Origin of the sequence: Sphingobacterium rhinopitheci (assembly GCF_022627575.1) — a bacterium.
In the GTDB taxonomy this organism is placed as follows: Bacteria; Bacteroidota; Bacteroidia; order Sphingobacteriales; family Sphingobacteriaceae; genus Sphingobacterium; species Sphingobacterium rhinopitheci.
In genome coordinates, this window is record NZ_JADEYQ010000004.1 from 33811 (window position 1) to 58137 (window position 24327).

Annotated in this window: 22 protein-coding genes and 2 tRNA genes; 12 read left to right on the forward strand and 12 right to left on the reverse strand. The window is 34.9% G+C overall.

The features are described from left to right. Positions 1-39: 39 nt before the first annotated feature. Positions 40-113: transfer RNA gene (locus tag IP023_RS06905), tRNA-Asn, on the reverse strand. A 749-nt stretch (positions 114-862) separates the two neighbouring features. Here IP023_RS06905 and IP023_RS06910 point away from each other — a divergent pair. Genes IP023_RS06910 through IP023_RS06920 form a run of 3 tightly spaced genes read left to right on the forward strand, consistent with a single transcriptional unit; the run spans position 863 to position 3957 of the window. After that, entirely contained in the window at positions 863-1093 is a 231-nt protein-coding gene (locus IP023_RS06910; protein WP_241789533.1) for a carboxypeptidase-like regulatory domain-containing protein, read from the forward strand. 39 nt (positions 1094-1132) lie between these two features. Beyond that, the gene (locus IP023_RS06915; RefSeq protein ID WP_241789534.1) at positions 1133-2521 is read left to right on the forward strand and encodes a 3-keto-disaccharide hydrolase; all 1389 of its coding nucleotides are present in this window, start codon (positions 1133-1135) and stop codon (positions 2519-2521) included. Between the two features lie 20 nt (positions 2522-2541). Continuing rightward, a complete protein-coding gene (locus IP023_RS06920) occupies positions 2542-3957 on the forward strand; it encodes a Gfo/Idh/MocA family oxidoreductase (RefSeq protein WP_241789535.1) in 1416 nt (471 codons plus the stop codon). A 238-nt stretch (positions 3958-4195) separates the two neighbouring features. Here IP023_RS06920 and IP023_RS06925 read toward each other — a convergent pair. Then, a tRNA-Asn gene (locus IP023_RS06925) sits at positions 4196-4269 on the reverse strand. Positions 4270-4407: 138 nt separating this feature from the next. Then, complete coding sequence (asnB, locus tag IP023_RS06930) at positions 4408-6102, reverse strand: asparagine synthase B (RefSeq protein WP_241789536.1); 1695 nt, start codon at positions 6100-6102, stop codon at positions 4408-4410. Between the two features lie 242 nt (positions 6103-6344). Between asnB and nth the strand changes: the two genes are divergently transcribed. From nth to IP023_RS06970, 8 genes are all read left to right on the forward strand, one after another. After that, positions 6345-7013, forward strand: a complete 669-nt coding sequence (nth, locus tag IP023_RS06935) for an endonuclease III (protein ID WP_241789537.1) — start codon at positions 6345-6347, stop codon at positions 7011-7013. A gap of 111 nt (positions 7014-7124) precedes the next feature. Then, entirely contained in the window at positions 7125-8150 is a 1026-nt protein-coding gene (gene recA, locus IP023_RS06940) for a recombinase RecA (protein ID WP_241789538.1), read from the forward strand. An 82-nt stretch (positions 8151-8232) separates the two neighbouring features. Next, on the forward strand, positions 8233-9417 hold the full coding sequence (locus IP023_RS06945; RefSeq protein ID WP_241789539.1) for a metallophosphoesterase family protein: 1185 nt from the start codon (positions 8233-8235) through the stop codon (positions 9415-9417). A gap of 29 nt (positions 9418-9446) precedes the next feature. Then, entirely contained in the window at positions 9447-10610 is a 1164-nt protein-coding gene (locus IP023_RS06950; RefSeq protein ID WP_241789540.1) for a dicarboxylate/amino acid:cation symporter, read from the forward strand. A gap of 148 nt (positions 10611-10758) precedes the next feature. After that, positions 10759-11400 (forward strand): helix-turn-helix transcriptional regulator, encoded by a 642-nt coding sequence (locus IP023_RS06955; RefSeq protein ID WP_241789541.1) that lies wholly within the window; start codon positions 10759-10761, stop codon positions 11398-11400. 80 nt (positions 11401-11480) lie between these two features. Then, positions 11481-12374 carry a DUF6607 family protein gene (locus tag IP023_RS06960; protein ID WP_241789542.1) on the forward strand — a complete coding sequence of 298 codons (894 nt, stop codon included), beginning with the start codon at positions 11481-11483 and terminating at the stop codon, positions 12372-12374. A 94-nt stretch (positions 12375-12468) separates the two neighbouring features. Continuing rightward, positions 12469-14754 carry a TonB-dependent receptor plug domain-containing protein gene (locus IP023_RS06965; protein WP_241789543.1) on the forward strand — a complete coding sequence of 762 codons (2286 nt, stop codon included), beginning with the start codon at positions 12469-12471 and terminating at the stop codon, positions 14752-14754. A gap of 21 nt (positions 14755-14775) precedes the next feature. Then, on the forward strand, positions 14776-15843 hold the full coding sequence (locus IP023_RS06970; protein WP_241789544.1) for an HmuY family protein: 1068 nt from the start codon (positions 14776-14778) through the stop codon (positions 15841-15843). Positions 15844-16198: 355 nt separating this feature from the next. Here IP023_RS06970 and IP023_RS06975 read toward each other — a convergent pair whose 3' ends face one another. The 9 genes from IP023_RS06975 to IP023_RS07015 form a co-directional block, all read right to left on the reverse strand. After that, complete coding sequence (locus IP023_RS06975) at positions 16199-16450, reverse strand: (4Fe-4S)-binding protein (RefSeq protein ID WP_241789545.1); 252 nt, start codon at positions 16448-16450, stop codon at positions 16199-16201. Positions 16451-16728: 278 nt separating this feature from the next. Continuing rightward, positions 16729-17424, reverse strand: a complete 696-nt coding sequence (locus tag IP023_RS06980; protein ID WP_241789546.1) for an ABC transporter ATP-binding protein — start codon at positions 17422-17424, stop codon at positions 16729-16731. 12 nt (positions 17425-17436) lie between these two features. Further along, positions 17437-18918 carry a DUF5687 family protein gene (locus IP023_RS06985; protein WP_241789547.1) on the reverse strand — a complete coding sequence of 494 codons (1482 nt, stop codon included), beginning with the start codon at positions 18916-18918 and terminating at the stop codon, positions 17437-17439. A gap of 188 nt (positions 18919-19106) precedes the next feature. Further along, positions 19107-20744: an L-glutamate gamma-semialdehyde dehydrogenase gene (pruA, locus tag IP023_RS06990; protein WP_241789548.1), complete on the reverse strand. Its 1638-nt coding sequence runs from the start codon at positions 20742-20744 to the stop codon at positions 19107-19109. Between the two features lie 151 nt (positions 20745-20895). After that, positions 20896-21768 (reverse strand): AraC family transcriptional regulator, encoded by an 873-nt coding sequence (locus IP023_RS06995; RefSeq protein ID WP_241789549.1) that lies wholly within the window; start codon positions 21766-21768, stop codon positions 20896-20898. A gap of 118 nt (positions 21769-21886) precedes the next feature. Next, on the reverse strand, positions 21887-22495 hold the full coding sequence (locus tag IP023_RS07000) for a superoxide dismutase (RefSeq protein ID WP_241789550.1): 609 nt from the start codon (positions 22493-22495) through the stop codon (positions 21887-21889). 93 nt (positions 22496-22588) lie between these two features. Beyond that, positions 22589-23062 (reverse strand): nucleoside deaminase, encoded by a 474-nt coding sequence (locus tag IP023_RS07005; protein WP_241789551.1) that lies wholly within the window; start codon positions 23060-23062, stop codon positions 22589-22591. Between the two features lie 3 nt (positions 23063-23065). Next, positions 23066-23401, reverse strand: coding sequence for a tRNA-binding protein (locus tag IP023_RS07010; RefSeq protein ID WP_241789552.1), 336 nt, complete (start codon positions 23399-23401; stop codon positions 23066-23068). 12 nt (positions 23402-23413) lie between these two features. Then, positions 23414-23629, reverse strand: a complete 216-nt coding sequence (locus IP023_RS07015) for a hypothetical protein (protein WP_241789553.1) — start codon at positions 23627-23629, stop codon at positions 23414-23416. A 68-nt stretch (positions 23630-23697) separates the two neighbouring features. Between IP023_RS07015 and IP023_RS07020 the strand changes: the two genes are divergently transcribed. Further along, a complete protein-coding gene (locus IP023_RS07020; protein ID WP_241789554.1) occupies positions 23698-24309 on the forward strand; it encodes a porin family protein in 612 nt (203 codons plus the stop codon). Positions 24310-24327: the final 18 nt, after the last annotated feature.

A 24327-nucleotide genomic window follows, 5' to 3' on the forward strand; every position in this document is an offset into this window, starting at 1 on the left:
AACAAAAAAACCGGCCTCATAGCCGGTTTAAAATTTTTGCTCCTGAAGCTGGGCTCGAACCAGCGACCCTCTGATTAACAGTCAGATGCTCTAACCAACTGAGCTATTCAGGAATGCTATCATTTTTCTCAGTAAACTATCCAATGTAACCAATAATTACAAAGGAACTATAAATCATAGCTTTTGATTTATGCCCCAAAATTAACTAATAATTTCAGATAACAAAAATCTTTTATAACTTAATTATCTTAAAAAAGATAAACAATATGGTAACCAACCTATTATTTATACTAAAAATGAAAAATTCATAATTAGTAAACCTTTCCTATTTCCTACAAGTACGCTATATGAACATTATAATAGCTCCAATGAAATCTATATAACATCGACATCTTGATAATCCTTACTAAAAAATGAATTCCACTCCGCCCTCCTCCTCAATAAAAACTAACAACTGCTTCTGATAAACTACTTTATTAGAGGAAAAACATATCAATTTACGGCAACAAATTCTCGAATCTATATGCATAAAACTATCTTTTTAACATCCTTAGCAGAATCCTTATGAATTACCAGCTGACTTAAGCATAGTAGTAATTTTATACATAAAAACTAAGCAATTCTTACTTAAGAAAAAAATAATCCACTTAAAATCAAATAACTAAATTAAAACACAGGCAATTTCCTTAACTAAAACGTTTTCGTAAATAAGATATATTCGTTTAATAATTATTAAGCATTAATTAGTTATTATTGTGAACATAAACCATATAAATACAACATTTAGTAACCAATTTTGAGTATCTTTCTAATCATACTTTTATGATGAAGATAGCACTGTAAACCTAAAACAGATTCAATTATGAACAAACAGCATGTTTTATGCATCCTCACCTTAGTATGGATAATCTTGGCAGCAGTGCCACCTGGATATTCTCAACCAAACCAAACAAGTATTCAAGGAAAGGTGCAATCTGTTGATGGTACACCAATCGAAGGTGTTAGTGTATTATTAACCGGCAGAAATACGGGCACTTCAACGGGGATAGATGGAAAGTTTAAATTGGATGTGCCAGCAGGTACTAAAGGTTAAAGAATAGAATATATGTCGAATACTTATAAAAATAAACCAATGAAAAAAAGATCAATTTTAAAAACTGTTTCTGCATTAGGTTTGAGCTTACTATTGTCGTCATCAATTAATGCGCAAACACAAAATAATAAAGATTTTAGGCCATTATTTGACGGAAAGACTTTAAATGGCTGGAAATCTGTTGGTGGAAAAGCTCCTTACACTGTAGAAGATGGCGCAATTGTCGGTAGAATGACAAAAGGCACACCCAATTCTTTCTTAATTACGGAAAAAAATTATGGAGATTTTATCCTCGAACTAGATATTAAATTAGAAGGCAACAAGACTAATTCTGGCGTACAAACTAGAAGTCAGATTGACCCCAGTGCAAACAATGGCATGGGTAGAGTTTATGGTAGACAAGTAGAAATCGATCCCTCTCTTAGAGCATGGTCTGGCGGTATTTATGACGAGGCACGTCGTGGATGGCTGTATCCATTAGATTTGAATGAAAAAGCAAAATCTGTATACAAGCAAGATCAGTATAATCACATTCGTATTGAAGCAATAGGTAATGAAACACGTACTTGGATCAATGGTGTAGCTGCGGCCTATGTCGTAGATACTATTGACGCTTCAGGTTTTATTGGCCTACAGGTACATAGTATAAATGATGCGGAAGATGGGAAAAAAGTTTATTTTAAAAACATTAATATTCAAACGGAAAATTTAAAACCAAGCCCATATCCTGCTGGACAATACATCGTCAATCTAACTCCAAATTCTCTAAATACAACAGAAAAAAAAGATGGTTATAAGCTATTGTTCAATGGTAAAGATGCGGATGGTTGGAGAAGTGTAAAAGGAAATAAATTTCCAAAAAAAGGCTGGGTCATACAAGATGGCATTATCAAAGTTCAAAAATCAGATGGTGGAGAATCAACCAACGGTGGAGATATTATCACTAAAGATAAATACAGTGTCTTTGACCTATCTTTTGAATTCAAGCTAACACCTGGAGCAAATAGTGGCGTTAAATATTTTGTAACCTTAGCCGAAAAAACATCTGGATCAGCCATAGGGCTTGAGTATCAAATCTTAGATGATGCAAAACATCCAGATGCTAAATTGGGGAGAGATGGAAATCGAACCCTAGCTTCACTTTATGACTTAATTACTTCAGACAAAAGACGAGGGCCGACCAGACCAATTGGCCAATGGAATCGTGGAAGAATTGTTGTAGACAAAAACAACAATGTTAACTACTATCTAAATGGCGTAAAAGTACTATCCTATACAAGAGGATCTAAAGAATTTAAAGATTTGGTAGCATTAAGTAAGTATAAAGATTGGGATAAATTTGGCGAAGCAGCTGAAGGTTATATTTTATTGCAAGATCATGGCGATGAAGTATCATTCCGTTCAATCAAGATAAAGAATTATAAATAATCAGTTAACAGGAAGTAAATATGAATCATTATTTATCACGAAGGAGTTTTATTAATAAGTCTATTTTAGCAGGCGGTGCAGTAATACTTTCGAATAGTGTTCTCGGCAATGTAACACTAGCAAGTGCCAATGACCGTGTTAATTTAGCTTGTGTAGGCATTGGAAATAGAGCTAATGAAATCATCAAAGATCTATATAAAACAGGACAATGTAATATTGTGGCATTATGTGATGTAGATATGGGGGCACCACAAACGCAAGAAATTCTAAAGATGTTCCCAAATGTTCCTCGATTTCAAGATTTCCGACAAATGTTTGATAAGATGGGAAATCAATTTGATGCTGTTGTAGTGGGAACACCTGATTTTGCCCATTTTGCCATAACAATGCAGGCCTTAGATCAAGGGAAACACGTCTATGTTGAGAAACCAATGGCTAGGACCTTCTACGAGGTAGAGCTCATGATGGAAAAAGCGAAGAAGAACCCTAAATTAGCTACTCAAATGGGTAATCAAGGGCATTCTGAAGCGAATTATTTTCAGTTTAAAACATGGAAAGATGCAGGTATCATTAAAGATGTAACGCGTATAGATGCGCACATGAACAGTCCTAGACGTTGGCATGGATGGAATCCAAATATAAAAGGTTTTCCTTATCCCGAGAGAATCCCTGAAACGCTAGATTGGGAAATTTGGCAAATGCAAACCATGGGACATCATTACAATAAAGATTTTGTCAATGGACAATGGCGCTGCTGGTTTGATTTTGGCATGGGAGCATTGGGTGATTGGGGAGCACATATATTGGATAGCTCACATGAATTTTTAGAATTAGGTTTACCGACAACGGTAGAAGCTAGACATTTAGAGGGGCATAATTCTTATTTCTTCCCGATGTCATCATCTATTACCTTCCATTTTCCTAAGCGTAAAAATATGCCTGCGGTAGATATCAATTGGTACGACGGTATCAATAATCTTCCACAAATACCTGAAGGATATGGTGTGTCAGGATTAGATCCAAATATCCCCCCTCCTAGCACTGGAAAAATTGAACCTGCAAAACTAAATCCAGGGAAAATAATATATGCTAAAGACATGGTTTTCAAGGGAGGATCACATGCTAGTACACTACAAATAATTCCGGAAGCAAAAGCTAAGGATATGGCGTCAAAACTTCCGAATGTTCCTAATAGTCCTTCCAATCACTTTGCAAACTTCTTAAATGCATGTAAAGGAACGGAGAAAACACGATCTTCTTTTGAAATTGCAGGGCCCCTTAGCCAAGTATTCTGTCTGGGTGTTATCACACAGAAAATGAATAATAAAATTGAATTTGACCCAAAAACAAAGCAGATTACAAATGACAAATTTGCTAATGAAATGCTTTATGGACCTCCCCCAGTCAAAGGTTGGGAACAATATTATAAAGTATAACTTGGGGAAACTACTATAAAAAAGGTATTAATGAATATATTAATACCTTTTTTTGTACATACCGTTTAATAAACTCAAGCAGAAAATTATAAATATAGTAGGCAGTATCGATGTTTATAAAAAAGATTATCCGCTAACATTCCATTATTCTACACAAATAAAGAATATGACAAATAATTAAATGAATTAGAAATGGCTATTAAACAATAAAACCGGTCAAATAGACCGGTTTTATTTGCTCCTCCTCTTGGGCTCGAACCAAGGACCCTCTGATTAACAGTCAGATGCTCTAACCAGCTGAGCTAAGGAGGATCATCTCTCTAGAAGTATCTCCTTCGAAAGTGATACAAAGATAGGGAGTCAATATGAATATTCCAACTAAAAAATATTATTTTTATTACTACAAAGGATGTATTATGCTGTTTTATATTGCTTAATTACCTTAACATTTTAACTATTAACAACTTCCGTATGCGCCTTTTCATAACTTTCATTATGAACACTTGCTACAGCCCTACCAGAAGGATCATTTAAATTCTGAAATGAGGCATCCCAAAGTAAAGCTTCAGGCGTACTGCAAGCTACTGACTTAACGGAAGGCACTGTTTCAGCAGCAGTTTGTGAAGGGAAATGCGATTCAAAAATTGAACGATACAAATATTCTTCTTTATTTTTTGGTGTATTGATAGGGAATCGCTCAGCAGCACTTGCAAAATCATCATCAGATACTTTGGATTCGGCTTGTTCTTTCAACGTATCAATCCAACTATAGCCTACCCCATCCGAAAACTGTTCTTTTTGGCGCCAAGCAATACTTTCTGGAAGATAATCTTCAAAAGCTTTACGTACTACCCATTTCTCCATACGCCCATCTTTTATCATTTTGTCTTTTGGGTTGATCATCATCGCTACATCCATAAATTCTTTATCCAAGAATGGTACACGTCCTTCAACACCCCAAGCTGCTAATGACTTATTAGCACGTAAACAATCGTATAGATATAATTTTTTTAGCTTACGAACAGTTTCTTCGTGAAACTCCTGTGCATTCGGTGCTTTATGGAAGTACAAATAGCCTCCGAATAGCTCATCAGAACCTTCCCCTGATAATACCATTTTAATACCCATCGATTTGATAACACGCGCAAGAAGATACATTGGCGTTGAGGCACGAATGGTGGTTACATCATATGTTTCCAAGTGATAAATAACGTCACGAATAGCATCTAACCCTTCTTGAATCGTAAAATTCACTTCATGGTGAATCGTACCAATATGATCTGCAGCTTTTTGCGCAGCAATTAAATCTGGGGCACCTTTTAATCCTACAGCAAAAGAATGTAATTGTGGATACCAGGCATCTTCGGTATCACCAGATTCAATACGCTTAGAAGCGAATTTCTTTGTTACAGCAGCAATTACAGAGGAATCCAAACCGCCAGATAATAAAACGCCATAAGGGACATCAGACATCAATTGACGATGTACAGCTTGTTCCAAAGCATCTCTCAATTTGTCGATATCAGTATCATTATCTTTTACAGCATCGAAACTTTCCCATGCTCTAGTATACCATTTTTGAGGTGCTAAACTATCTTTACTATGTATATAATGTCCCGGAGGGAATTGTTCTATTTTGGTACAGAATCCTTCTAAAGATTTCAATTCTGAAGCTACAAAAATCTGACCTTCCTCATCGTTACCATAGTAAAGAGGAATAATCCCCATATGATCACGTGCTACGAAAAAAGAATCATCACGAGAGTCATACAAAGCGAAAGCAAATATCCCGTTTAGATCCTCTACAAAAGAAGGCCCTTTTTCTAAATATAATGCTAATACAACTTCTGAATCCGACTTTGTTGCGAAATTATAGTGTGGCAATGAATTTCGTAAATCTTGGTGGTTGTATATTTCACCATTTACAGCTAATACGACTTTACCGTCAGGGCTAAATAATGGTTGACTTCCAGATTTAGGATCTACAATAGCTAAACGCTCATGCGCTAAAATAGCTTTTGAAGAACTAAAAATACCAGACCAATCTGGTCCACGGTGACGAATACGCTTCGACATCTCTAGAACTTGAGGTCTAATTTTTGATTCTTGTTGTTTTAATTCAAATGCTCCAATAATACCACACATAATATTTTCTTTTATTTATATCGTCTTTTAATGATTAACATCACAAAAGTACAACATAAAAATGAATTTCATAACAATTTTTAATTTTTGTTATAATTTTAACAAACAATAAGCCTTTTTGTTAAAATTTTATTACAAATAACGGTTTTATATTGTTTTTTTACATTTTTAAAAATTAAAGAATAGTAATTTTTGAAAGGCCTGATATTTTTTCAGACAAACGCAATTATGTATCTTTGAATATGTTAAAAAAAGAAAGGTATAAAGAATTTGTAGCGTATTTCTCTACGCATAATCCCGATGCACAAACAGAACTACATTACAGTAACCCTTTTGAATTATTGATAGCTGTGATTCTATCAGCACAATGTACAGACAAACGTATTAATCAAATAACACCAGCGCTATTTGACCGCTATCCTACTCCAGAATCACTAGCCGAAAGCTCTGTTGAAGAAGTTTTCACTTATATAAGATCTGTTAGCTACCCTAATAATAAGGCTAAGCACCTAGTGGGGATGGCACAAAAATTACTTAGTGAATTTCAGGGAATTGTGCCTGAAAAAATTGACGATCTGATAAAACTTCCAGGCGTAGGCCGTAAAACAGCAAATGTAATATCTTCCGTTGTCTATGACAATCCATCCATGGCTGTAGATACACATGTATTTAGGGTTAGTAATAGATTAGGTCTAACGACGAGCGCGACTACTCCCCTAGCTGTAGAAAAACAACTGGTAAAATTCCTTCCTACAGAGACTATTAAAGTTGCACATCATTGGTTAATCCTTCATGGTAGATACATCTGTTTGGCTAGAAAACCAAAATGTGAGCAATGCCAGATAACCTACTTTTGTAAACATTTTGAGAAAACACATAAAGCAAAAGTTATCAACAACGAAATGAAATAATGCAATTTCATTGTAGCTTTAGAAAGGCAAATATTGAATGCTAAAAAAATTAGCTTTTTATTTTGCAATTTCAATTTATAATTTTAATTTTGACACAGTAATACTAAAAATATGAGTAATCCAGACAAATTAAAAGCTTTACAGCTTACACTAGATAAATTAGAAAAATCGTACGGTAAAGGTGCGATTATGAAATTAGGCGACACTGCAGTTGAACCCATTGAATCTATTTCAACTGGTTCACTAGGTTTGGATATCGCTTTAGGTATTGGTGGTGTTCCTAAAGGACGTATTATAGAAATCTATGGTCCTGAATCATCTGGTAAAACAACATTAGCAACGCATATCGTCGCTGAAGCACAAAAAAAAGGTGGTATTGCAGCCATCATTGATGCGGAACATGCATTTGATAAATACTACGCCCAAAAGTTAGGTGTAGATGTAGAGAACTTATTGATTGCACAACCAGACAATGGTGAACAAGGGTTAGAAATCGCAGATAACCTAATACGATCAGGCGCTATAGATGTTATCGTGATTGACTCGGTAGCAGCTTTGGTACCTAAAGGGGAGATTGAAGGTGAGATGGGAGATTCAAAAATGGGTCTTCAAGCACGTTTGATGTCTCAAGCCTTGCGCAAGTTGACAGGTACAATCTCTAAGACAAACTGTTGTTGTATCTTCATCAACCAGTTGCGTGAAAAAATCGGTGTTATGTTTGGTAACCCAGAGACTACTACGGGTGGTAACGCCTTGAAATTCTATGCATCTGTACGTTTGGATATTCGTCGTACTTCTCAAATCAAAGATTCAGAGGAGGTATCTGGTAACCGTGTTAAAGTAAAAATTGTAAAAAATAAAGTAGCTCCACCATTCCGTATTGCTGAATTTGACATTATGTTTGGTGAAGGTATCTCTAAAGTCGGTGAGATCATCGATTTAGGTGTTGAATATAACATTATCAAGAAGGCAGGTTCATGGTTTAGTTACGGTGACACAAAATTAGGCCAAGGCCGTGATGCTGTAAAAAATCTATTGTTAGACAATCCAGACTTAGCCGATGAATTAGAAGCTAAGATCAGAGCCGAAGTAACAGGCGAAGTATTAGATCAATCTATTTTAAACAACGAAGAATAATTTATTCTTAATATGCTGTAAAAGAGCTTTCCAATAGGAAAGCTCTTTTTTGTTTATTACATTTACTAAAACCTTATAAACCATGATATTTAATAGAAAAAAATTTATCAAATCCATCGGTGCTTTAAGCCTTTTAACTACTGTAAATAGTACAAAAGCATTTTCGCAGGTTGCTAAATCAGAAGAGTTTAATTTCACTTCATTACCCTATCTGCAAAATTTCACAACCGACTACATAACGATATTTTCTACCTTCAATAAGCCCTGCTTTGCCTGCCTAGAGTTAATAGATCAAAAAGGAAACATCCAAGAAACGATTTACCAAACCAATGATGGTATGCGGAATGCAAATAGTGATCTCTTTAAATTTAAGGTTTCTCACAAGGATCAAAACTTTAAATACCGGGTAGTAGCGAAAGAAATCTTGAAATTTCAAGCTTACAAAATAGAATATGGAAAAACTATTCAGAGTGATATCTTCGAGACAAAGCTCCCACTGGCAAAAGGAAAAACAATAGAATTACTAATTTTGAATGATATCCATGAGTACCAACCGAGCTATTCTGATTTGTATAAGGCCAGCACTTTAGCACGCAAAGATTTGGTCATATTAAATGGAGATTGCCTTCATCATGTAGATACGAAGGAGGATATCATACATAAACTTAACAAACCAGTAGCAACAGCATTTGGTGCTACTACACCATTTATTTTAAACAGGGGGAACCACGAAACTCGAGGCCCCTTTGCACGGGATTTTAAAGCCTACTTTGAATATCCTATGGATAAATTTTATCAGGCATTTACAATGGGTTCATTGTACGTAATTCTATTAGATAGTGGCGAGGATAAACCTGACAACCACGAAGTTTATGGTGGAACGACAGATTATGATGGATATCGATCCGAACAAAAAGAATGGTTATCAAAAATGCTCCTTTCTGAAGAACGAAAAAAAGCTAAACATACAGTTATCATCACACATATTCCGTGGATACATTCGGATGATTGGCATGGTACAAAACACAATTACGCGAGCTTTCACGAACTAGCAAATAAACATAAAGTTGATGCCGTAATTTCTGGGCATACCCATAAGTATGGCTTTCATGTACCGAACAAAGAGCATAACTATTATGTAATCATTGGAGGATCTCCAAAAGTTGGAGAAAGAACTTTCGTAGAAATCACAGCTGATAAAACATCTATTACCCTAAATCTGAAAAATGAGGATGGCCGTTTGATCAATAGTTTCACAAAAAATTAATTAATAAAATTATTAATGTAATTTTAACCATGAAAAAAATTACCAGCAATTTATTATTTAGAGTTGTAGTAGCTATAATGTTAGGTATACTATTAGGCGGAATACTACCCGCATCTATAGTAAGGATATTTGCTACATTCAATGGTCTATTTGATCAACTATTAAAATTTTTGATCCCACTTATTATTGTCGGATTGATTATACCAGCTATAGCTAAATTAGGCAATACCGCGGGGAAAATGCTGTTAGCAACCGTAGCAATTGCATACGGATCTACGTTATTTTCTGGTTTCTCGACATATTTTGCAAGCTCGGCAATATTTCCATCTTTAATAGATAGCCATTATGCTCAGGCAATAACAAGTGAGGCAGCCAGCTTAACGCCATATTTTAGTATTCAAATTCCTCCCTTCTTTGATGTAATGTCAGCCTTAGTATTTTCTTTTTTGGTAGGTATAGGACTTTCAAGAATACAAAATTCAAAATTAGCCGACGTTATGTTTGACTTTGAGCATATTATATCTTTTGTCATCGAAAAAGTTATTATCCCTTTATTACCACTTTTTATATTTGGTATATTTTTAGATATGACGTATTCGGGAAAGGTAATGATGATATTGAATGTTTTTGTGAAAATTATAGGCGTAATATTCGCCCTACATATCCTATTATTGTTAATACAATTTACTATTGCGGGAGCAATAGCTAAAAAAAATCCATTCAAATTATTAGCGACACTTATGCCAGCCTATTTTACGGCATTAGGTACACAATCATCAGCAGCAACAATACCTGTTACATTGGCTCAAGTTAAGAAAACAGGTACATCCGAGGATGTTGCTTCCTTTGTGGTACCATTATGTGCTACCATACATTTGGCAGGTAGTACCTTAAAAATTGTAGCTTGTGTAGTTGCGTTGATGCTCATGCAGGGTATTCCAATAGATTTCCCCCAAATGGCAGGTTTTATATGCATGCTAGGAGTAACTATGGTTGCAGCTCCGGGGGTACCTGGAGGCGCAATCATGGCTGCGATAGGTATTATCGCCTCTATGCTGGGATTCAATACCGAAAATCAAGCGTTGATGATTTCCTTGTATATAGCGATGGATAGCTTTGGTACAGCGTGTAACGTTACAGGAGATGGTGCTATTGCTATAGTAATCGACAAGCTATTCCAAAAGAAAATATAAATATTGCTAACTAAGCATCCTAAATAATAAGGGCTTCAATAAGAATTGAAGCCCTTATTATTTGTACAAACCAATCTGGGTAAAAATAGAAAAGCTATTTTTTATCTTTAATAAGTCTAAATAAATATATATTTGTATCTAATATATAATGCATATGACTATAAGTGGCTATTTAAAATATAAGAACGATTGTTTGTATGTCACACCATCTCAGCAAGATAATTCACTACAGGATAATACACATTTACCACAATTGATAATTACTCCAGAAATAATTAAACGAATAAAGATCCCCCATACGATTACGCTTGAAAATGTATATTTTATTGGCTATGAGGAGAGCCTACTCCTCTATTTAGATATATTGGATATTTTAAAAAATCCATTATCCAATCATCAACTTCGATTAACGATACTCCTTAATCGATTTATAAAAACAGTCCACATTTCTGCAGAAAATAATCGATTCAATGATAAGCTGACTATTGAAATAGAAAAATATATAAGTACTAACCTACATGCACCATTAAAAATAATAGACTTAGCAAAGAAATTTGGCTTTAACCAACAATACTTCAAAATTCAATTCAAAAATTCATTTGCCACATCTGTACATGCTTATATCAAAAACAAAAGATTAGATCATGCGATGACGATGATAAAAAGCGAAAATCACGCCATCAGCGAAATAGCTACTTTTGTAGGATATTCAAGTACCAGCAGCTTTAGCCAAGCTTTCAAATTAAAGTTTGGTAGATCACCAATGCACTATAAAATTTCTAAAAACTAATATTTTATTTCTCTTTACACAAACATACAAACGAACGAATGTCCTAGATTTAGATATTAATTTATAATTAGTCTAAATAAATGAAAAAGTTATTACACTTAGGATTCTTACTATTAGCAATAGTAGTAAGTACGGCACAAACAAAAAAAGACGCACAAATGATTGAATCTATGTGTGGTTGCTATGAAGTACAATTCGAATTTGCAGAGACTTTTAATTATCCCCAAAAAGGTAGCGATTATAAACCCTCCGAAACCAAATATGAGCGTGCACTAGAATGGATAACACCAATCATAGCAAATGAGCAAAAAATATCCCTTCAACATCTCTTGATTATAAATGACCAAATGATCATCAAACATTGGCGACAAGATTGGACTTTTGAGAATCAAAATATATGGCATTATAATGGTTTTAATGGTGTAGACTATACCCCCAAAACCAAAGAACAAGTAAGAGGCCAATGGGCACAACAAGTATTTGAAGTAGATGATACGCCTAGATATATGGAAAGTGCCACATGGGTATATGTGGATGGTAGATCATATTGGCAGAATACAGTAGACGCCCCACTACCACGTAGAGAATACTCAAAAAGAACTGATTACAATATATTAAAGCGTACAAATACGCATGAAATAACCCCTACGGGATGGATACACAACCAGGACAATTCAAAAATCATACGTACCAAAGGTGCTAATGATTATATCCTGGCAAAAGAAAAAGGTCTAAACACTTATACCAAAGTCGATGATAGTCGATGTATCGCCGCCCAAGAGTATTGGCGTAAGCATGAAAATCTTTGGGCTAAAGTACGCCACAAATGGGAAGTTGAATCAGCAAAAAAGCAAAGCATAAATTATCATAAAACAGTAGACGGCAAACCATTATACAGCTATTTATTTAATCTACCTGTAGATGCTACACAACAGCAAGTAGATACTATTATAGATAAGTTTATAATCCGCTAATTCCCAATCATCGTATCTCTTTTATACTGTTACTCCATGATTGATATTTAAGAACTGCTTAAACATCAATCTATTTTCCGTAACACAATTTTTAATGATGTCTAAAATAATATACATATTCTGTATACTAATAACCTGCATAGAGGCTTTTGCGCAAGATGACATCTATATAAATGGTAATTTGCTGACCACTGCTGGGACACCAGCAACTGGGATACAGATACATGTAAAAGGTAATACGAGCAGCACCTACAGTGACCATTTAGGAAACTATGTATTAAAAATATCGAAAGGAGAAAATATACTGGTATTTGAACCTAGCATGCTGACCGAAGGTAAAGTGTACAACTTTATAGCATATACCAATCAAACAGTAGAGCAAATAAAATTACAACTAAAAACACATGCTATCAACCAGATAGTCGTAACGGGACAATATATGCCTCAACCCGCAAATCAGTCAGTCTTTAATGTGCGTACTATCGGTTCAGAAAAAATAAAGGCGCAAGCAGCAACCAATATCTTACAACTACTAAATACAGAGCCTGGATTTAGCCTTAGCAATGACCTTACATTAGGGACATCAGATATAGAATTGATGGGAATGTCTGGTCGTAATGTAAAAATACTTGTAGATGGTATTCCTATGTTTGACCGCTCAGATACGCGCGAAAGCCTGAGTCAAATAGACATAAACCTGGTGGAAAGAATAGAGATAATAGAAGGCCCCATGTCAGTAATATACGGTTCTGATGCCTTAGCAGGTGTTATCAATATAATAACAAAAAAAAGAAAAAGTCTTAAATATGGTATACAAGCCAGTATACAAGAAGAAACAGTAGGCAAAGAATATGATTTTCTAAATCGAAAAGGTATACATCACAAAAATATAACAGCGAACTGGGGCAACAAAGGTTTTTATACCAATGTAAGTGTTACAGCCAATCAATTTGGTGGGTGGAATACGCCATCAAAAACGGCACTTATCCCCGAAGTAAATGCTTTAGGTACAATATGGAAACCCAAAGACCAATACTTAGGGAATCTCAAATTGGGATACCAAAAAGGAAGATTTAATAGCAGTTATAATCTACTTGCCATGCAAGAAGACATCAATACCCGTACGGGCATAAATCCAACGACCTACCTTGGTAAAATACAGACCTATCGTACACACCGACTAAATCATCAATGGCAAGGTGATTTCAAAATTAACAGTATCTCCTCTATACAAATGATGACTGGTCTTACTAAATTATCGAGAAAAACAACCACGCTAATACACGATTATAACAAAAATCAGTCTAACTTATCGCAGGAAGCTGGAGAACAAGATTTAGCTACATTTGCTAGTATATTCTTTCGCTCAACATATCAGCACGTCTTCACTAAACTGTTATCCCTTCAAACAGGTATAGAATACACTAGAGAAAATGGAAATGGAGCTCGTATAAAAGGAGCACCAATTATCAATGACTATGCTGTATTCGTGAGTACAGAATACAAAACGTTTTCCTTTATAACATGGAGGCCTGGCATTCGTTATATTCACAATTCGGTATACAAAGCTCCCGCTATAATGCCTGCTATCAACACTAAAGTTGACCTACTTCCTAACCTAGATTTAAGAGTTAGTTATGCTAAAGGATATAGAGCTCCCGCATTGCGAGAGTTATTCTTTGACTTTATAGATGCTAACCATAGTATTTTAGGTAATGAAAATTTGAAAGCAGAAACTTCCAATAGCTGGAATATGGCTGTCACCTGGAATAAAAGTGAAAATAATTTATTAAAAAATAAGTTAATATTTTCAAGCTTCTATAATGTATTCAACGATCGCATAGATTACGGTATTGATGAAAGTAACCCCACTATCACTACATTATTAAATATCGACAAGTACAAAACTGCAGGTTTTACATTAAGCAATGAAATATACTATAAGGACTTCCAGACAAAGTTAGGAACGACATACATAGGACGATATAATCAACTCTCCGAAAGCATAAACGAAATATCCACCTTCTCTTGGACAGCAGAGGTATTTGTTGACGCTACTTACTATATAAAAAAATGGAATGCCTCCGCTAATCTATTTTTTAAGTACAGCGGCAAAAGACCAAGCTACCAAATAGAAAATAATGACCTCAACACAGCAACGATCGTACATATCGATCCCCTCACATGGACGGATCTACTATTTAATAAAAAAATAATTGAAAATTTAACGCTCAACTTGGGCGTGAAGAATCTATTCAATATCACTAATATCAATAGATCAGCTGCCACCTCGGACGATCCTCATGGTAGCACGAGTACTGTAAACGCTAGCTATGGTCGCTCTTTTGTAATCGGTATAAAATACAATTGGACAAAATAATAACCTTAAAATACTAATATCATGAATAGAATTAATAAACTAATAATAACAATAAGCATAGCCTTAAGCCTTGCTGCTTGTACTAAAAATGAAACAGAACCTACAATCGTTGTGCCAGCACCTTCAGTAAGCACATTGACACTGGAGGGGCTTATTGGTGCTGAAGACGGCGCCGCTGCTGGAAATATTGTTTATGTCAATCTAAGTACTGATACCCAAAGTCCCGTGGCACGTATTAGCTGGGATTTAGGTTTTTACGCTGGGGCCAACTTCAGAGTTATATTAAATAACACGACAAGTGCTGGTGCTTTAGTATTACCTAAGACTAATTTGACAGAAGTCGGAGAATCGGACACTTTAAATCTAACATTATCGACCAATCTACGTGCGCCCTCAGCAGAGCATTTCACCTTTTTTGATAACTTAAATGCGAGTATCACCTCCACTGTTATACCGGAAGTGTCTGTCACAGATACGGATAACAGGGTTATACTATTAAATAGAGGTACGGGCGGAGGTATTCCTGCACGACCATGGCTAAAATTCAAAGTAACGAGAAATACAACTGGTGGTTATACCTTACAATATGGTACGATCACACAAACCACAAATTTCAGTACTGTACAAATACAAAAAGACCCAGCCTACAACTTCAAATTTATATCCTTAAATACAGGCAGCGAAGTTAGCGTAGAACCTACAAAATCAGATTGGGACTTTGTATGGGGAAATTCCATTTATAAAACGCCTGGAGGAGTACCATTAGCCTATAGCTATTCAGATTTAGTATTTATAAATACGTTTGCTAACATTGAAGTAGCGGAAGTCATGATCGCAGGAAATATTACTTATGAGACTTTTAATACTGCAAATTTAACAAGCTCTTCCGTCACTTTTAGTAAAGACAGAGATGTAATAGGTGCTAATTGGAGAACTATTGATATGAATACACGAAGCATACTATTCGACCGTTTTTATGTGATAAAAGATGCTAAAGGAAACACCTATAAGCTGAGATTTAATAGTTTTGGAGGTACTGAAGGTGGTACACGTGGAAAACCTGTAATTCAATATGAATTATTAAATTAAAAATTGAAATTACTTTTTAATTAACGTGTTCTTTACAACAAACAGGGCTTTGAATGATTCAAAGCCCTATTTGTTGTAAAGAATAGACGAATAGAATGAAATATACCAAAAGAAAAATAATACGATTTTCATTAGCTCAAGAGAATCGTATTGAAAGGCAACTTCTGTAAAAGTCCTCTCCCGCTAAAAGAGATAAATTTGATTATTAGCTATTACTTTAAAGAGAATTTCGATTTTTTTGTGTTAGAAATAACCTATTTTATAGCTACTAATTGACTATTGTGCGAATGAAAGTGAGAGAAAAAACTATCTATACCAGGTAGCTATTAAGGGTAAAAAAATGATATGAAAAGTTTCATATATCCTTATCTAGTAAATCCATATTTCTAGAATAGCTTAATGCTCCAGATGGACATTGATCGATTTTATACATTATAGTTTGACTATCCGCTCCATCAATAGATATCCAAGGCTTCTTAAGCGGATTAAAAACCTGTGGAAGTCCTTGTTTTCCTTTCCAACATATTGTAGAATGTTCACATTTGGCCGGCTCCCAAATAATTGTAATCTCTCCATTGCTGTATTTCTTAACATTCACTTTTTCCATAGCTATTGGTTTTATGCTTAAAAATTTACCGGCTCAAGGCTTCATTTTTTTATCAATATTCATGCCTATTTAATTTATACAAATAGTACCTTCTTATGAAGAATAAAAATAACTTAGATTCTGCTATAAGAAGGTGATTACATCAATCAAATATATTGTTAGCTATTCTTTAGCAAGATTTTCATTCGACGAAAAAAAATTTGATTTAAATTGTTTCCATTTTTAAGTAGTAATGACATGATGCAAAGCATCGCATTTTCAGCATAAATAAGAGAAAGCTACACCGAGAAATAAGACACTAGCTCAGTCAATGTTTCCGAAGAAGTCGCTATATCTTTGATGACACGGCCTTTATCTAGAGCGATGATGCGATCTGATATTTCGACAGTATGTGATAAGTCATGACTTGAAATAAGAATAGTGACTTGCTTTGCTGCCATCAATTCACGTATTATCTCCTTAAGTCTAAACTGAGAACTAGGATCTAAATTAGCAAAAGGCTCATCCAATATTATCAATTCAGGATTACCTATTAATGCCCCTACTATACCTACTTTCTTTTGATTGCCCTTTGATAGATCACGTATATACTTGCGTTTCCCTAATATTTCGTCATTAAAGAACTCCTTATACTGAGTTAAAAATTCATTAACAGCATCTTTACTCATCTGATGCAAATCGCCAATAAAATAAAAATACTCCTCTGCTGTCAAATAACCGATCAGGAAACTTTCATCCAAAAAAGAGCCTGTAAAATTTTTCCATTGCTCACTTTCATTTACTTTAAAACCATTAATAGAAACTTCTCCAGTACTAGCCTGTATCAAATCTAAAAGTAAACTAAACAGCGTCGTCTTTCCCGCGCCATTATTCCCAACTAAACCTATACTCTCTCCTTTTTTTATTTCTATACTATCAATGGAAAGAACTTCTACACCATTGTATTCTTTTGTTAGGTTATGAATATGTATCATCTATAAATAATATTATGCTTTTTGTTTAAAACCTTCTAGTATTAAATATTTTTTTTGAATATACCCTTCAGCGACAGCATTGATAATTACCTTATGGAATAATAAACCGATCAATCCTATAACTATTAATACTAAGTTGGCTGTATTCACACTAAATAAAAATTGGGTAGCTCCCCATATCATGATAGGAAATACCAATAAAGGTATACTAATCAGCCATTGCGTAATCCCCATACCTTGATAATTCAACATGGAACCCTGCGCCAAATCAATTCTTTTACGATTATACATACTGAAAGCCAATATGACAGGGATATTTATACCTATATTATAGACAGCACAAGCATAATTGAGGTATACCTTATCCCAGCCAAAATATGCATAGCATGTACTTAAAAGAGTAAGTATAAATACCGAGATATACATCAATACCACTTTGGAAGTCAAATAGTTCTTCATCATGATGGGCTGCGTCCGCAGTAACGGAAAATAGCTGCTATCCCAAGCAGGAATAAACTGACCAAAATTGATAATAAAAATTCCAGTCATGAATATACCTACAAATACCAGCATATATCCTGAGCCTCCAAAACTGGTATTAGTATAAAAAAGCAATCCATAGAATAGAAAAAATAGACTTAACAGCACGGTATTTTTTGCTCTCTTATTACGCATGATCAACTTTATATCCAGTTGCATAAATGGTGCTAGAACCCCAAATCTATCTAGCCAACTCAGATTTGATGTCAATGCATTATTTTCTTCTTTGGTTAAATAAGTATCCAAATAAATATTTGTTTTGAGATCAATGAATACTACTCTATACATTGCAATCGCAATAATAATAGGAAGAACTCCCAAAATAGGATACGCTAATACCGCATTAAAGAATTGACCAAATAAATTGGATATTGAAAAAATACCAAAATATTCTAAACCTATCAGTACTGACAAACCCAATATAAAGGGTATTAAATTTTTTAAGGCATTTAAAAAACGTCGCTGTACCCAGATGTTCAAATAATTATTGAAATAGACAAAACCAGACACGCCTACTAGCCAAGCTAGTAATTGAAACATAGAATAGGTAGATTCCATAAAATTGACGATTACAAAAGGAAGGGCTACAGCCAAAGTCAATACATTGAGAAAAGCATAGGAAGATTTGAACATTAAAAAATGAATAATCTTATTCCTATCTATACGTTGTACCAACAAAGGTTTAATATCTGCTACAGGTAAATTTTGCAGCATAAAGCGCATTACAAACTCCCCTATAAACCAAAACAACAACACATTATTGACTAATACCATAGGCTCTTCATTGGGAAAACCTTTGTCGAGTACAAAATACAAGCCTATTCCTAGACCTATGGAGCAAAGCAGGAAATAAAGTCCTATAAAAGCTAGAAAAAGTTTGACAGCAATCCCTCTGCCCAGACTCGCAGATCTAAAAAAAGATCTCCATTCTAATAGAAGTAATTTAGAAAACATCGGTTATAAATAATCTTAACATAATACATCAGCAAATAGACATCCAACAATGGTGAATATCGATAAGTGCTATTTTTCTTTAATTTAATAAAAATATAATTTATTAGTATTCGATTAGAAAGAAACGTTACAAAAAAAGCCAAGTAAATATTTTACTTGGCTTTGGTACTTTATACTATTATCTATTCTTAGTCTTCATCAGATAAGAATGGGTATCTATAGTCTGTATCTGGTGTAAATGTCTCTTTGATGGTACGCGGAGAAACCCAACGTAATAAATTGATCATCGAACCTGCTTTATCATTTGTACCTGATCCTCTAGCACCACCAAATGGTTGTTGGCCTACCACAGCACCTGTACATTTGTCATTGATATAGAAGTTACCTGCAGCATTGCGTAAAGCATGCGTAGCTTGCGCAATAGCATAACGGTCTTGTGCTATAATAGAACCTGTCAATGCATATATAGATGTAGCATCTACTAATTTCAATGTTTCTTCAAATTTAGCATCTTCATATACATAGATGGTCAACACTGGACCAAATAACTCCTCAGAAAGTGTTTCATAATCTGGAGTTTTAGCTAAGATAACTGTAGGTTTGATAAAGTAACCTTTAGATTTATCATATTCACCACCGATGATTACTTCAGCATCAGGTGAAGCTTTAGCTCTATCGATGTATTTAGCGATCTTATCAAAAGCTTTTTCGTCAATTACCGCATTGATAAAGTTAGAAAAATCTTCTGTACCACCGATTTTGAAAGAGTTGATATCTGCTTCCATCAAGCCCTTCAATTCAGACCATAATGATTGAGGAACATAAGCACGTGAAGCAGCTGAGCATTTTTGTCCTTGAAATTCAAATGAACCACGTACTAATGCTGTATTTAATACTTTGATATCTGCTGAAGCGTGTGCTAAGATAAAATCTTTACCACCTGTCTCTCCTACGATACGAGGGTACGTTTTATAAAGGTGGATATTCTCACCTATAGTTTTCCAAATATCTTGGAATACACCAGTCGATCCTGTAAAATGGATACCTGCAAAATCTGGGTGTTTGAAGATTACTTCACCAGCATCAGGACCAGATACATATACCAAATTGATAACACCATCTGGAAGACCAGCTTCTTTGAAGATTTGCATCAATACATTGGCGGAATAAATCTGTGTATTTGAGGGCTTCCATACTACCACATTACCCATCATAGCTACACAAGAAGGTAAATTACCTGCGATAGCTGTAAAGTTAAATGGTGTCAATGCAAAAACAAATCCTTCTAGCGGACGTTGCTCTACACGATTCCAAATCCCTTTGCTGTTAGCGGGCGGTTGTTGGCTATATATTTCTGACATGTATTGAACATTGAAGCGCAAAAAGTCTACAATCTCACATGCTGAATCAATCTCTGCTTGATATGGATTTTTTGATTGTCCTAACATCGTTGCAGCATTCAATTTATAGCGATATTTAGTAGAAATCAACTCTGCCGCTTTTAAGAAAATTGCCGCGCGTTGCTCCCAAGCTAAATTTTCCCAATTAGATTTTGCCGCTAAAGCAGCATCGATAGCAGCAGTTACATGCGCTGCAGTACCTTGAGAATAATAGCCCAATACATGTTGATGATCGTGAGGAGGAGTTAATTTTACTTTTTTATCCGTACGTACTTCCTCAGCGCCAATATACATCGGAACATCTATCTCTTGTGCACGAGCTTCAGTAATAGCAGCTCTCAACAATGCTCTCTCTTTAGAACCTGGAGCGTATGAATATACGGGCTCATTTATCGGTGCAGGAACATTAAAAAATCCTTTTAACATAATTCAAAATTTTATTCATCTAAAGTTACACATAAAAGAAGCTTAAATTTAAACTATGTTTGCCCAAAAATTAACCTATTATGCCCTAAAAACACTACATATCGTTATATGTAAGGAAATAGTACCAAATAAAGACTATTAAAGGTTTGGATTAATGTAATTCTCTACTGTGTAATGCAATATATTTGCGGGGAGAAGTCGAAGTAATAGACTTAAAAACACGATTGAAATGAACGATATTATTAAAGCCTACTTGGAAAGCTGCCTCAGCAATATTTTCTGATTTATTATTCAATAAAATTTGACAAGCTTTCTCAATTCTAACTTCATTAAGAAAAGAGATATAAGTCTTCATAGTATGTTTCTTAAAGAACTTACAAAATGATGTCGGCGTCATATGCACTATAGATGCCAGTTGATCTACAGATATATCCTCATGATAATGATCGAAAGTATATTTGTAAACCTGACTAATACGCACACCATCCTTATCCGAGTACGATAAACTACGTACCCCAGAATACAGCGAGACAGCATCGGATTTGTGAATAGCTAACACATTTAATAAGGAGAGAAACTCTGTAAACTTAGGCATCCCTGTCTTTACCAAGAGATTGGTAAAATAATGAATCATAGATCCCGATATAGGACTATCCAATTTTTTGCTTGTATCCAGATCTAACAAGTAATCCTTTATCAATTCAAATTCCGGAATATGATACAGCTTCTTCATACGTTCTAGATTAACAAAAATATGAATAGCATGAATATCCCCCTTCTCTTCTTCATTTTCATACTCCCGGTCCAACATATGAGGCTCATTAGGCTTTAAGACAAATACATCACCCGACTGGAACGACTGAAGAATATTTCCTACCATAATCGTCCCCTTACCCTTTAGGATATAGGTAATCTGGGCTTCATCATGACGGTGATAATAGTTATAGAAGTTTTCTTTCTTATCTTCTAAAACGGCAAATACACCCTCGCCATAAACGGATACGGTAAACTGTATGGGTTTCATACCACAAAACTACTAAAAAACATTCCAAATCTATTGCAAGACAAAGGATCAGAATAACACTAAACAAAAAAGACGATATAGTAAGCTATATCGTCCTCTTGTATCGTCTCAACGACAATTATTTTGCAGCAGCGTAATTAGCAGCTACAGCATCCCAATTGATCGCATTGAAAACTGCCTCTAAATAAGCTGGGCGTTTATTTTGATATTTTAAGTAGTAAGCATGTTCCCATACATCAATACCTAAAATAGGTGTACCTTTTACTTCAGCAACATCCATCAATGGATTATCTTGATTTGGAGTAGAAGTTACAGCCAATTTGCCTGCAGCATCAACGATCAACCAAGACCAACCCGAACCAAAACGTGTAGCACCAGCATTTTGTAATTGAGTTTTTAACTCCGCAAAAGAGCCAAAAGTCTCATTAATAGCAGTAGCCAACTCACCAGTAGGCTCACCACCAGCATTAGGACCTAAGATAGACCAAAATAATTTGTGGTTATAGTGACCACCACCATTATTACGAACAGCAGGAGAATATTTACTGATATTAGTGATGATGTCTTCTAAAGAAGCATTTTCAGCATCTGTACCAGCGATCGCTTTATTCAAGTTATCTACATAAGCTTGATGGTGACGATCATGGTGGATTTCCATTGTTTCTCTGTCGATATGTGGTTCTAACGCGTCATTAGCGTATGGTAACGCTTCTAATTCAAATGCCATAGTAATATATAGTTTAATTTACCAATTTTAATATACGAATATAACAAATCAAATAGTGAAATAGTTCATCTATTTCATTTAAATGTAGAAAAACTACCTTTTATTACGAAAAAATGATTTTATTAATTCTGCACAGTCAGCTTCTAATACGCCGCCAACAATTTCAGTCTTGGGGTGTATTATCTTTTCATGAAAAGACGAATATCCTCTTTTTTCATCCCTTGCCCCATACACAACACGTGATATCTGGGTCCAATATGACGCACCAGCACACATGACACAAGGCTCCACAGTAACATATAAAGTACAGTCTTTAAGATATTTACCACCGAGATAATTAGCTGCTGCGGTGAAAGCTTGCATTTCGGCATGTGCCGTCACATCATTTAGCCGTTCGGTAAGATTATATCCCTTACCTATTATTTTTCCTTGCGACACAATGATTGCTCCAATAGGAACCTCATCCTCTTCAAAAGCCTGTTGCGCTAGTTTATATGCTTCACGCATATACATCTCATCAACATTGACCTCATCTTTACCCTCTAAATCAAAACTATAAACACGCATCTATTAAATTAATTTAGTTCCATTAGGAACTTTTCTTTCTACCGTAGCTAATACAATATTACCACCCTCGTCAGCTACACCTGTTACCAAGCATTCGGACATAAACTTACCTATCTGTTTCTTCGGAAAATTAATAACGGCTATCACCTGCCGTCCAATTAAGTCTTCCTGCTTGTATAGAGCAGTAATTTGAGCTGAAGACTTACGTAAACCTATAGTGTCTCCAAAATCTACCAGAAGCTGATATGCAGGCTTACGCGCTGCAGGAAAATCCTTTGCTTCAACAATAGTCCCTACCCTAAGGTCAACTTTTTCAAAATCACGCCATGAAATTTCCACAAAAGTATAAAATTAAACACGATTACTGGATAAATCACTTAACTCCTTTGATAATGTGAAGATTACATATTCTGTAGTTCTATGCAGACGCTTAGCCAATTTCTCTACTAATGCTACTTCATGGCCTTCTTCATAATACAAATCACTATCTGTTAAGCTATTATATTTCCTAGATAATTTTATTTTTAGTGTTTCCCAATCCGTTTTAGTAATTTTGAGCTGTGTCATTATTTATATGATTTAGATATTGATTCAATTAGCTACTATTATTTATTCCTAAAAATAGGATTTTATCTATGAAAAAAACAATAATTACTGTATTAACTTTACTTTGTGCTTCGAGCATCACAGTTGCACAAGAACTAAAATTAGGTATTAAAGCGGGATTAAACTTCTCAGAATTGAAATCCAATGACAAATGGTTTAATTCAGATTCCAAAGCTGGTTATCAAGCAGGTATATGGGGACGTGTAGGAGTAGCCTCTTTCTTTGTACAACCTGAAGCGTACTTCACGAGCAAATCTGCAACAATTCACCCTGATCTAGATAATGCAGCGGGAGAGTTATTAAAAGGTGATATCAAATTTACAAACATTGATGTTCCTATTCTAATAGGTAAAAAGTTTAATTTCGGTTTGGTAAATGCTAGATTACAAGCTGGGCCATTATTTTCTTTTGTAATCAATGAAAACAACCCATACGGAAAAAGTATAAACCAAGCAAAGAATGAGGCATTAACGAACTATAAAAAGCAATTTTCTTCTCTAGTATTCGGTACTGGAATTGATGTCTTAATGCTTTCAGTTGATTTACGTTACGAATTAGGCTTAGGAAATATTAGCAAATATGATGGACCTAAGCAAAAGCTAAATTTATGGACAGTAAGTGTTGGTTATAGTATATTTTAAACAACAATAAATTCCAAA

Excerpts from the sequence above, each read along its gene's own strand:
- IP023_RS06910 (WP_241789533.1), top strand. The coding sequence starts at position 863 with ATGAACAAACAGCATGTTTTATGCATCCTCACCTTAGTATGGATAATC.
- IP023_RS06915 (WP_241789534.1), top strand. The coding sequence starts at position 1,133 with ATGAAAAAAAGATCAATTTTAAAAACTGTTTCTGCATTAGGTTTGAGC.
- IP023_RS06920 (WP_241789535.1), top strand. The coding sequence starts at position 2,542 with ATGAATCATTATTTATCACGAAGGAGTTTTATTAATAAGTCTATTTTA.
- asnB (WP_241789536.1), bottom strand. The coding sequence starts at position 6,102 with ATGTGTGGTATTATTGGAGCATTTGAATTAAAACAACAAGAATCAAAA.
- nth (WP_241789537.1), top strand. The coding sequence starts at position 6,345 with ATGTTAAAAAAAGAAAGGTATAAAGAATTTGTAGCGTATTTCTCTACG.
- recA (WP_241789538.1), top strand. The coding sequence starts at position 7,125 with ATGAGTAATCCAGACAAATTAAAAGCTTTACAGCTTACACTAGATAAA.
- IP023_RS06945 (WP_241789539.1), top strand. The coding sequence starts at position 8,233 with ATGATATTTAATAGAAAAAAATTTATCAAATCCATCGGTGCTTTAAGC.
- IP023_RS06950 (WP_241789540.1), top strand. The coding sequence starts at position 9,447 with ATGAAAAAAATTACCAGCAATTTATTATTTAGAGTTGTAGTAGCTATA.
- IP023_RS06955 (WP_241789541.1), top strand. The coding sequence starts at position 10,759 with ATGCATATGACTATAAGTGGCTATTTAAAATATAAGAACGATTGTTTG.
- IP023_RS06960 (WP_241789542.1), top strand. The coding sequence starts at position 11,481 with ATGAAAAAGTTATTACACTTAGGATTCTTACTATTAGCAATAGTAGTA.
- IP023_RS06965 (WP_241789543.1), top strand. The coding sequence starts at position 12,469 with ATGATGTCTAAAATAATATACATATTCTGTATACTAATAACCTGCATA.
- IP023_RS06970 (WP_241789544.1), top strand. The coding sequence starts at position 14,776 with ATGAATAGAATTAATAAACTAATAATAACAATAAGCATAGCCTTAAGC.
- IP023_RS06975 (WP_241789545.1), bottom strand. The coding sequence starts at position 16,450 with ATGGAAAAAGTGAATGTTAAGAAATACAGCAATGGAGAGATTACAATT.
- IP023_RS06980 (WP_241789546.1), bottom strand. The coding sequence starts at position 17,424 with ATGATACATATTCATAACCTAACAAAAGAATACAATGGTGTAGAAGTT.
- IP023_RS06985 (WP_241789547.1), bottom strand. The coding sequence starts at position 18,918 with ATGTTTTCTAAATTACTTCTATTAGAATGGAGATCTTTTTTTAGATCT.
- pruA (WP_241789548.1), bottom strand. The coding sequence starts at position 20,744 with ATGTTAAAAGGATTTTTTAATGTTCCTGCACCGATAAATGAGCCCGTA.
- IP023_RS06995 (WP_241789549.1), bottom strand. The coding sequence starts at position 21,768 with ATGAAACCCATACAGTTTACCGTATCCGTTTATGGCGAGGGTGTATTT.
- IP023_RS07000 (WP_241789550.1), bottom strand. The coding sequence starts at position 22,495 with ATGGCATTTGAATTAGAAGCGTTACCATACGCTAATGACGCGTTAGAA.
- IP023_RS07005 (WP_241789551.1), bottom strand. The coding sequence starts at position 23,062 with ATGCGTGTTTATAGTTTTGATTTAGAGGGTAAAGATGAGGTCAATGTT.
- IP023_RS07015 (WP_241789553.1), bottom strand. The coding sequence starts at position 23,629 with ATGACACAGCTCAAAATTACTAAAACGGATTGGGAAACACTAAAAATA.
- IP023_RS07020 (WP_241789554.1), top strand. The coding sequence starts at position 23,698 with ATGAAAAAAACAATAATTACTGTATTAACTTTACTTTGTGCTTCGAGC.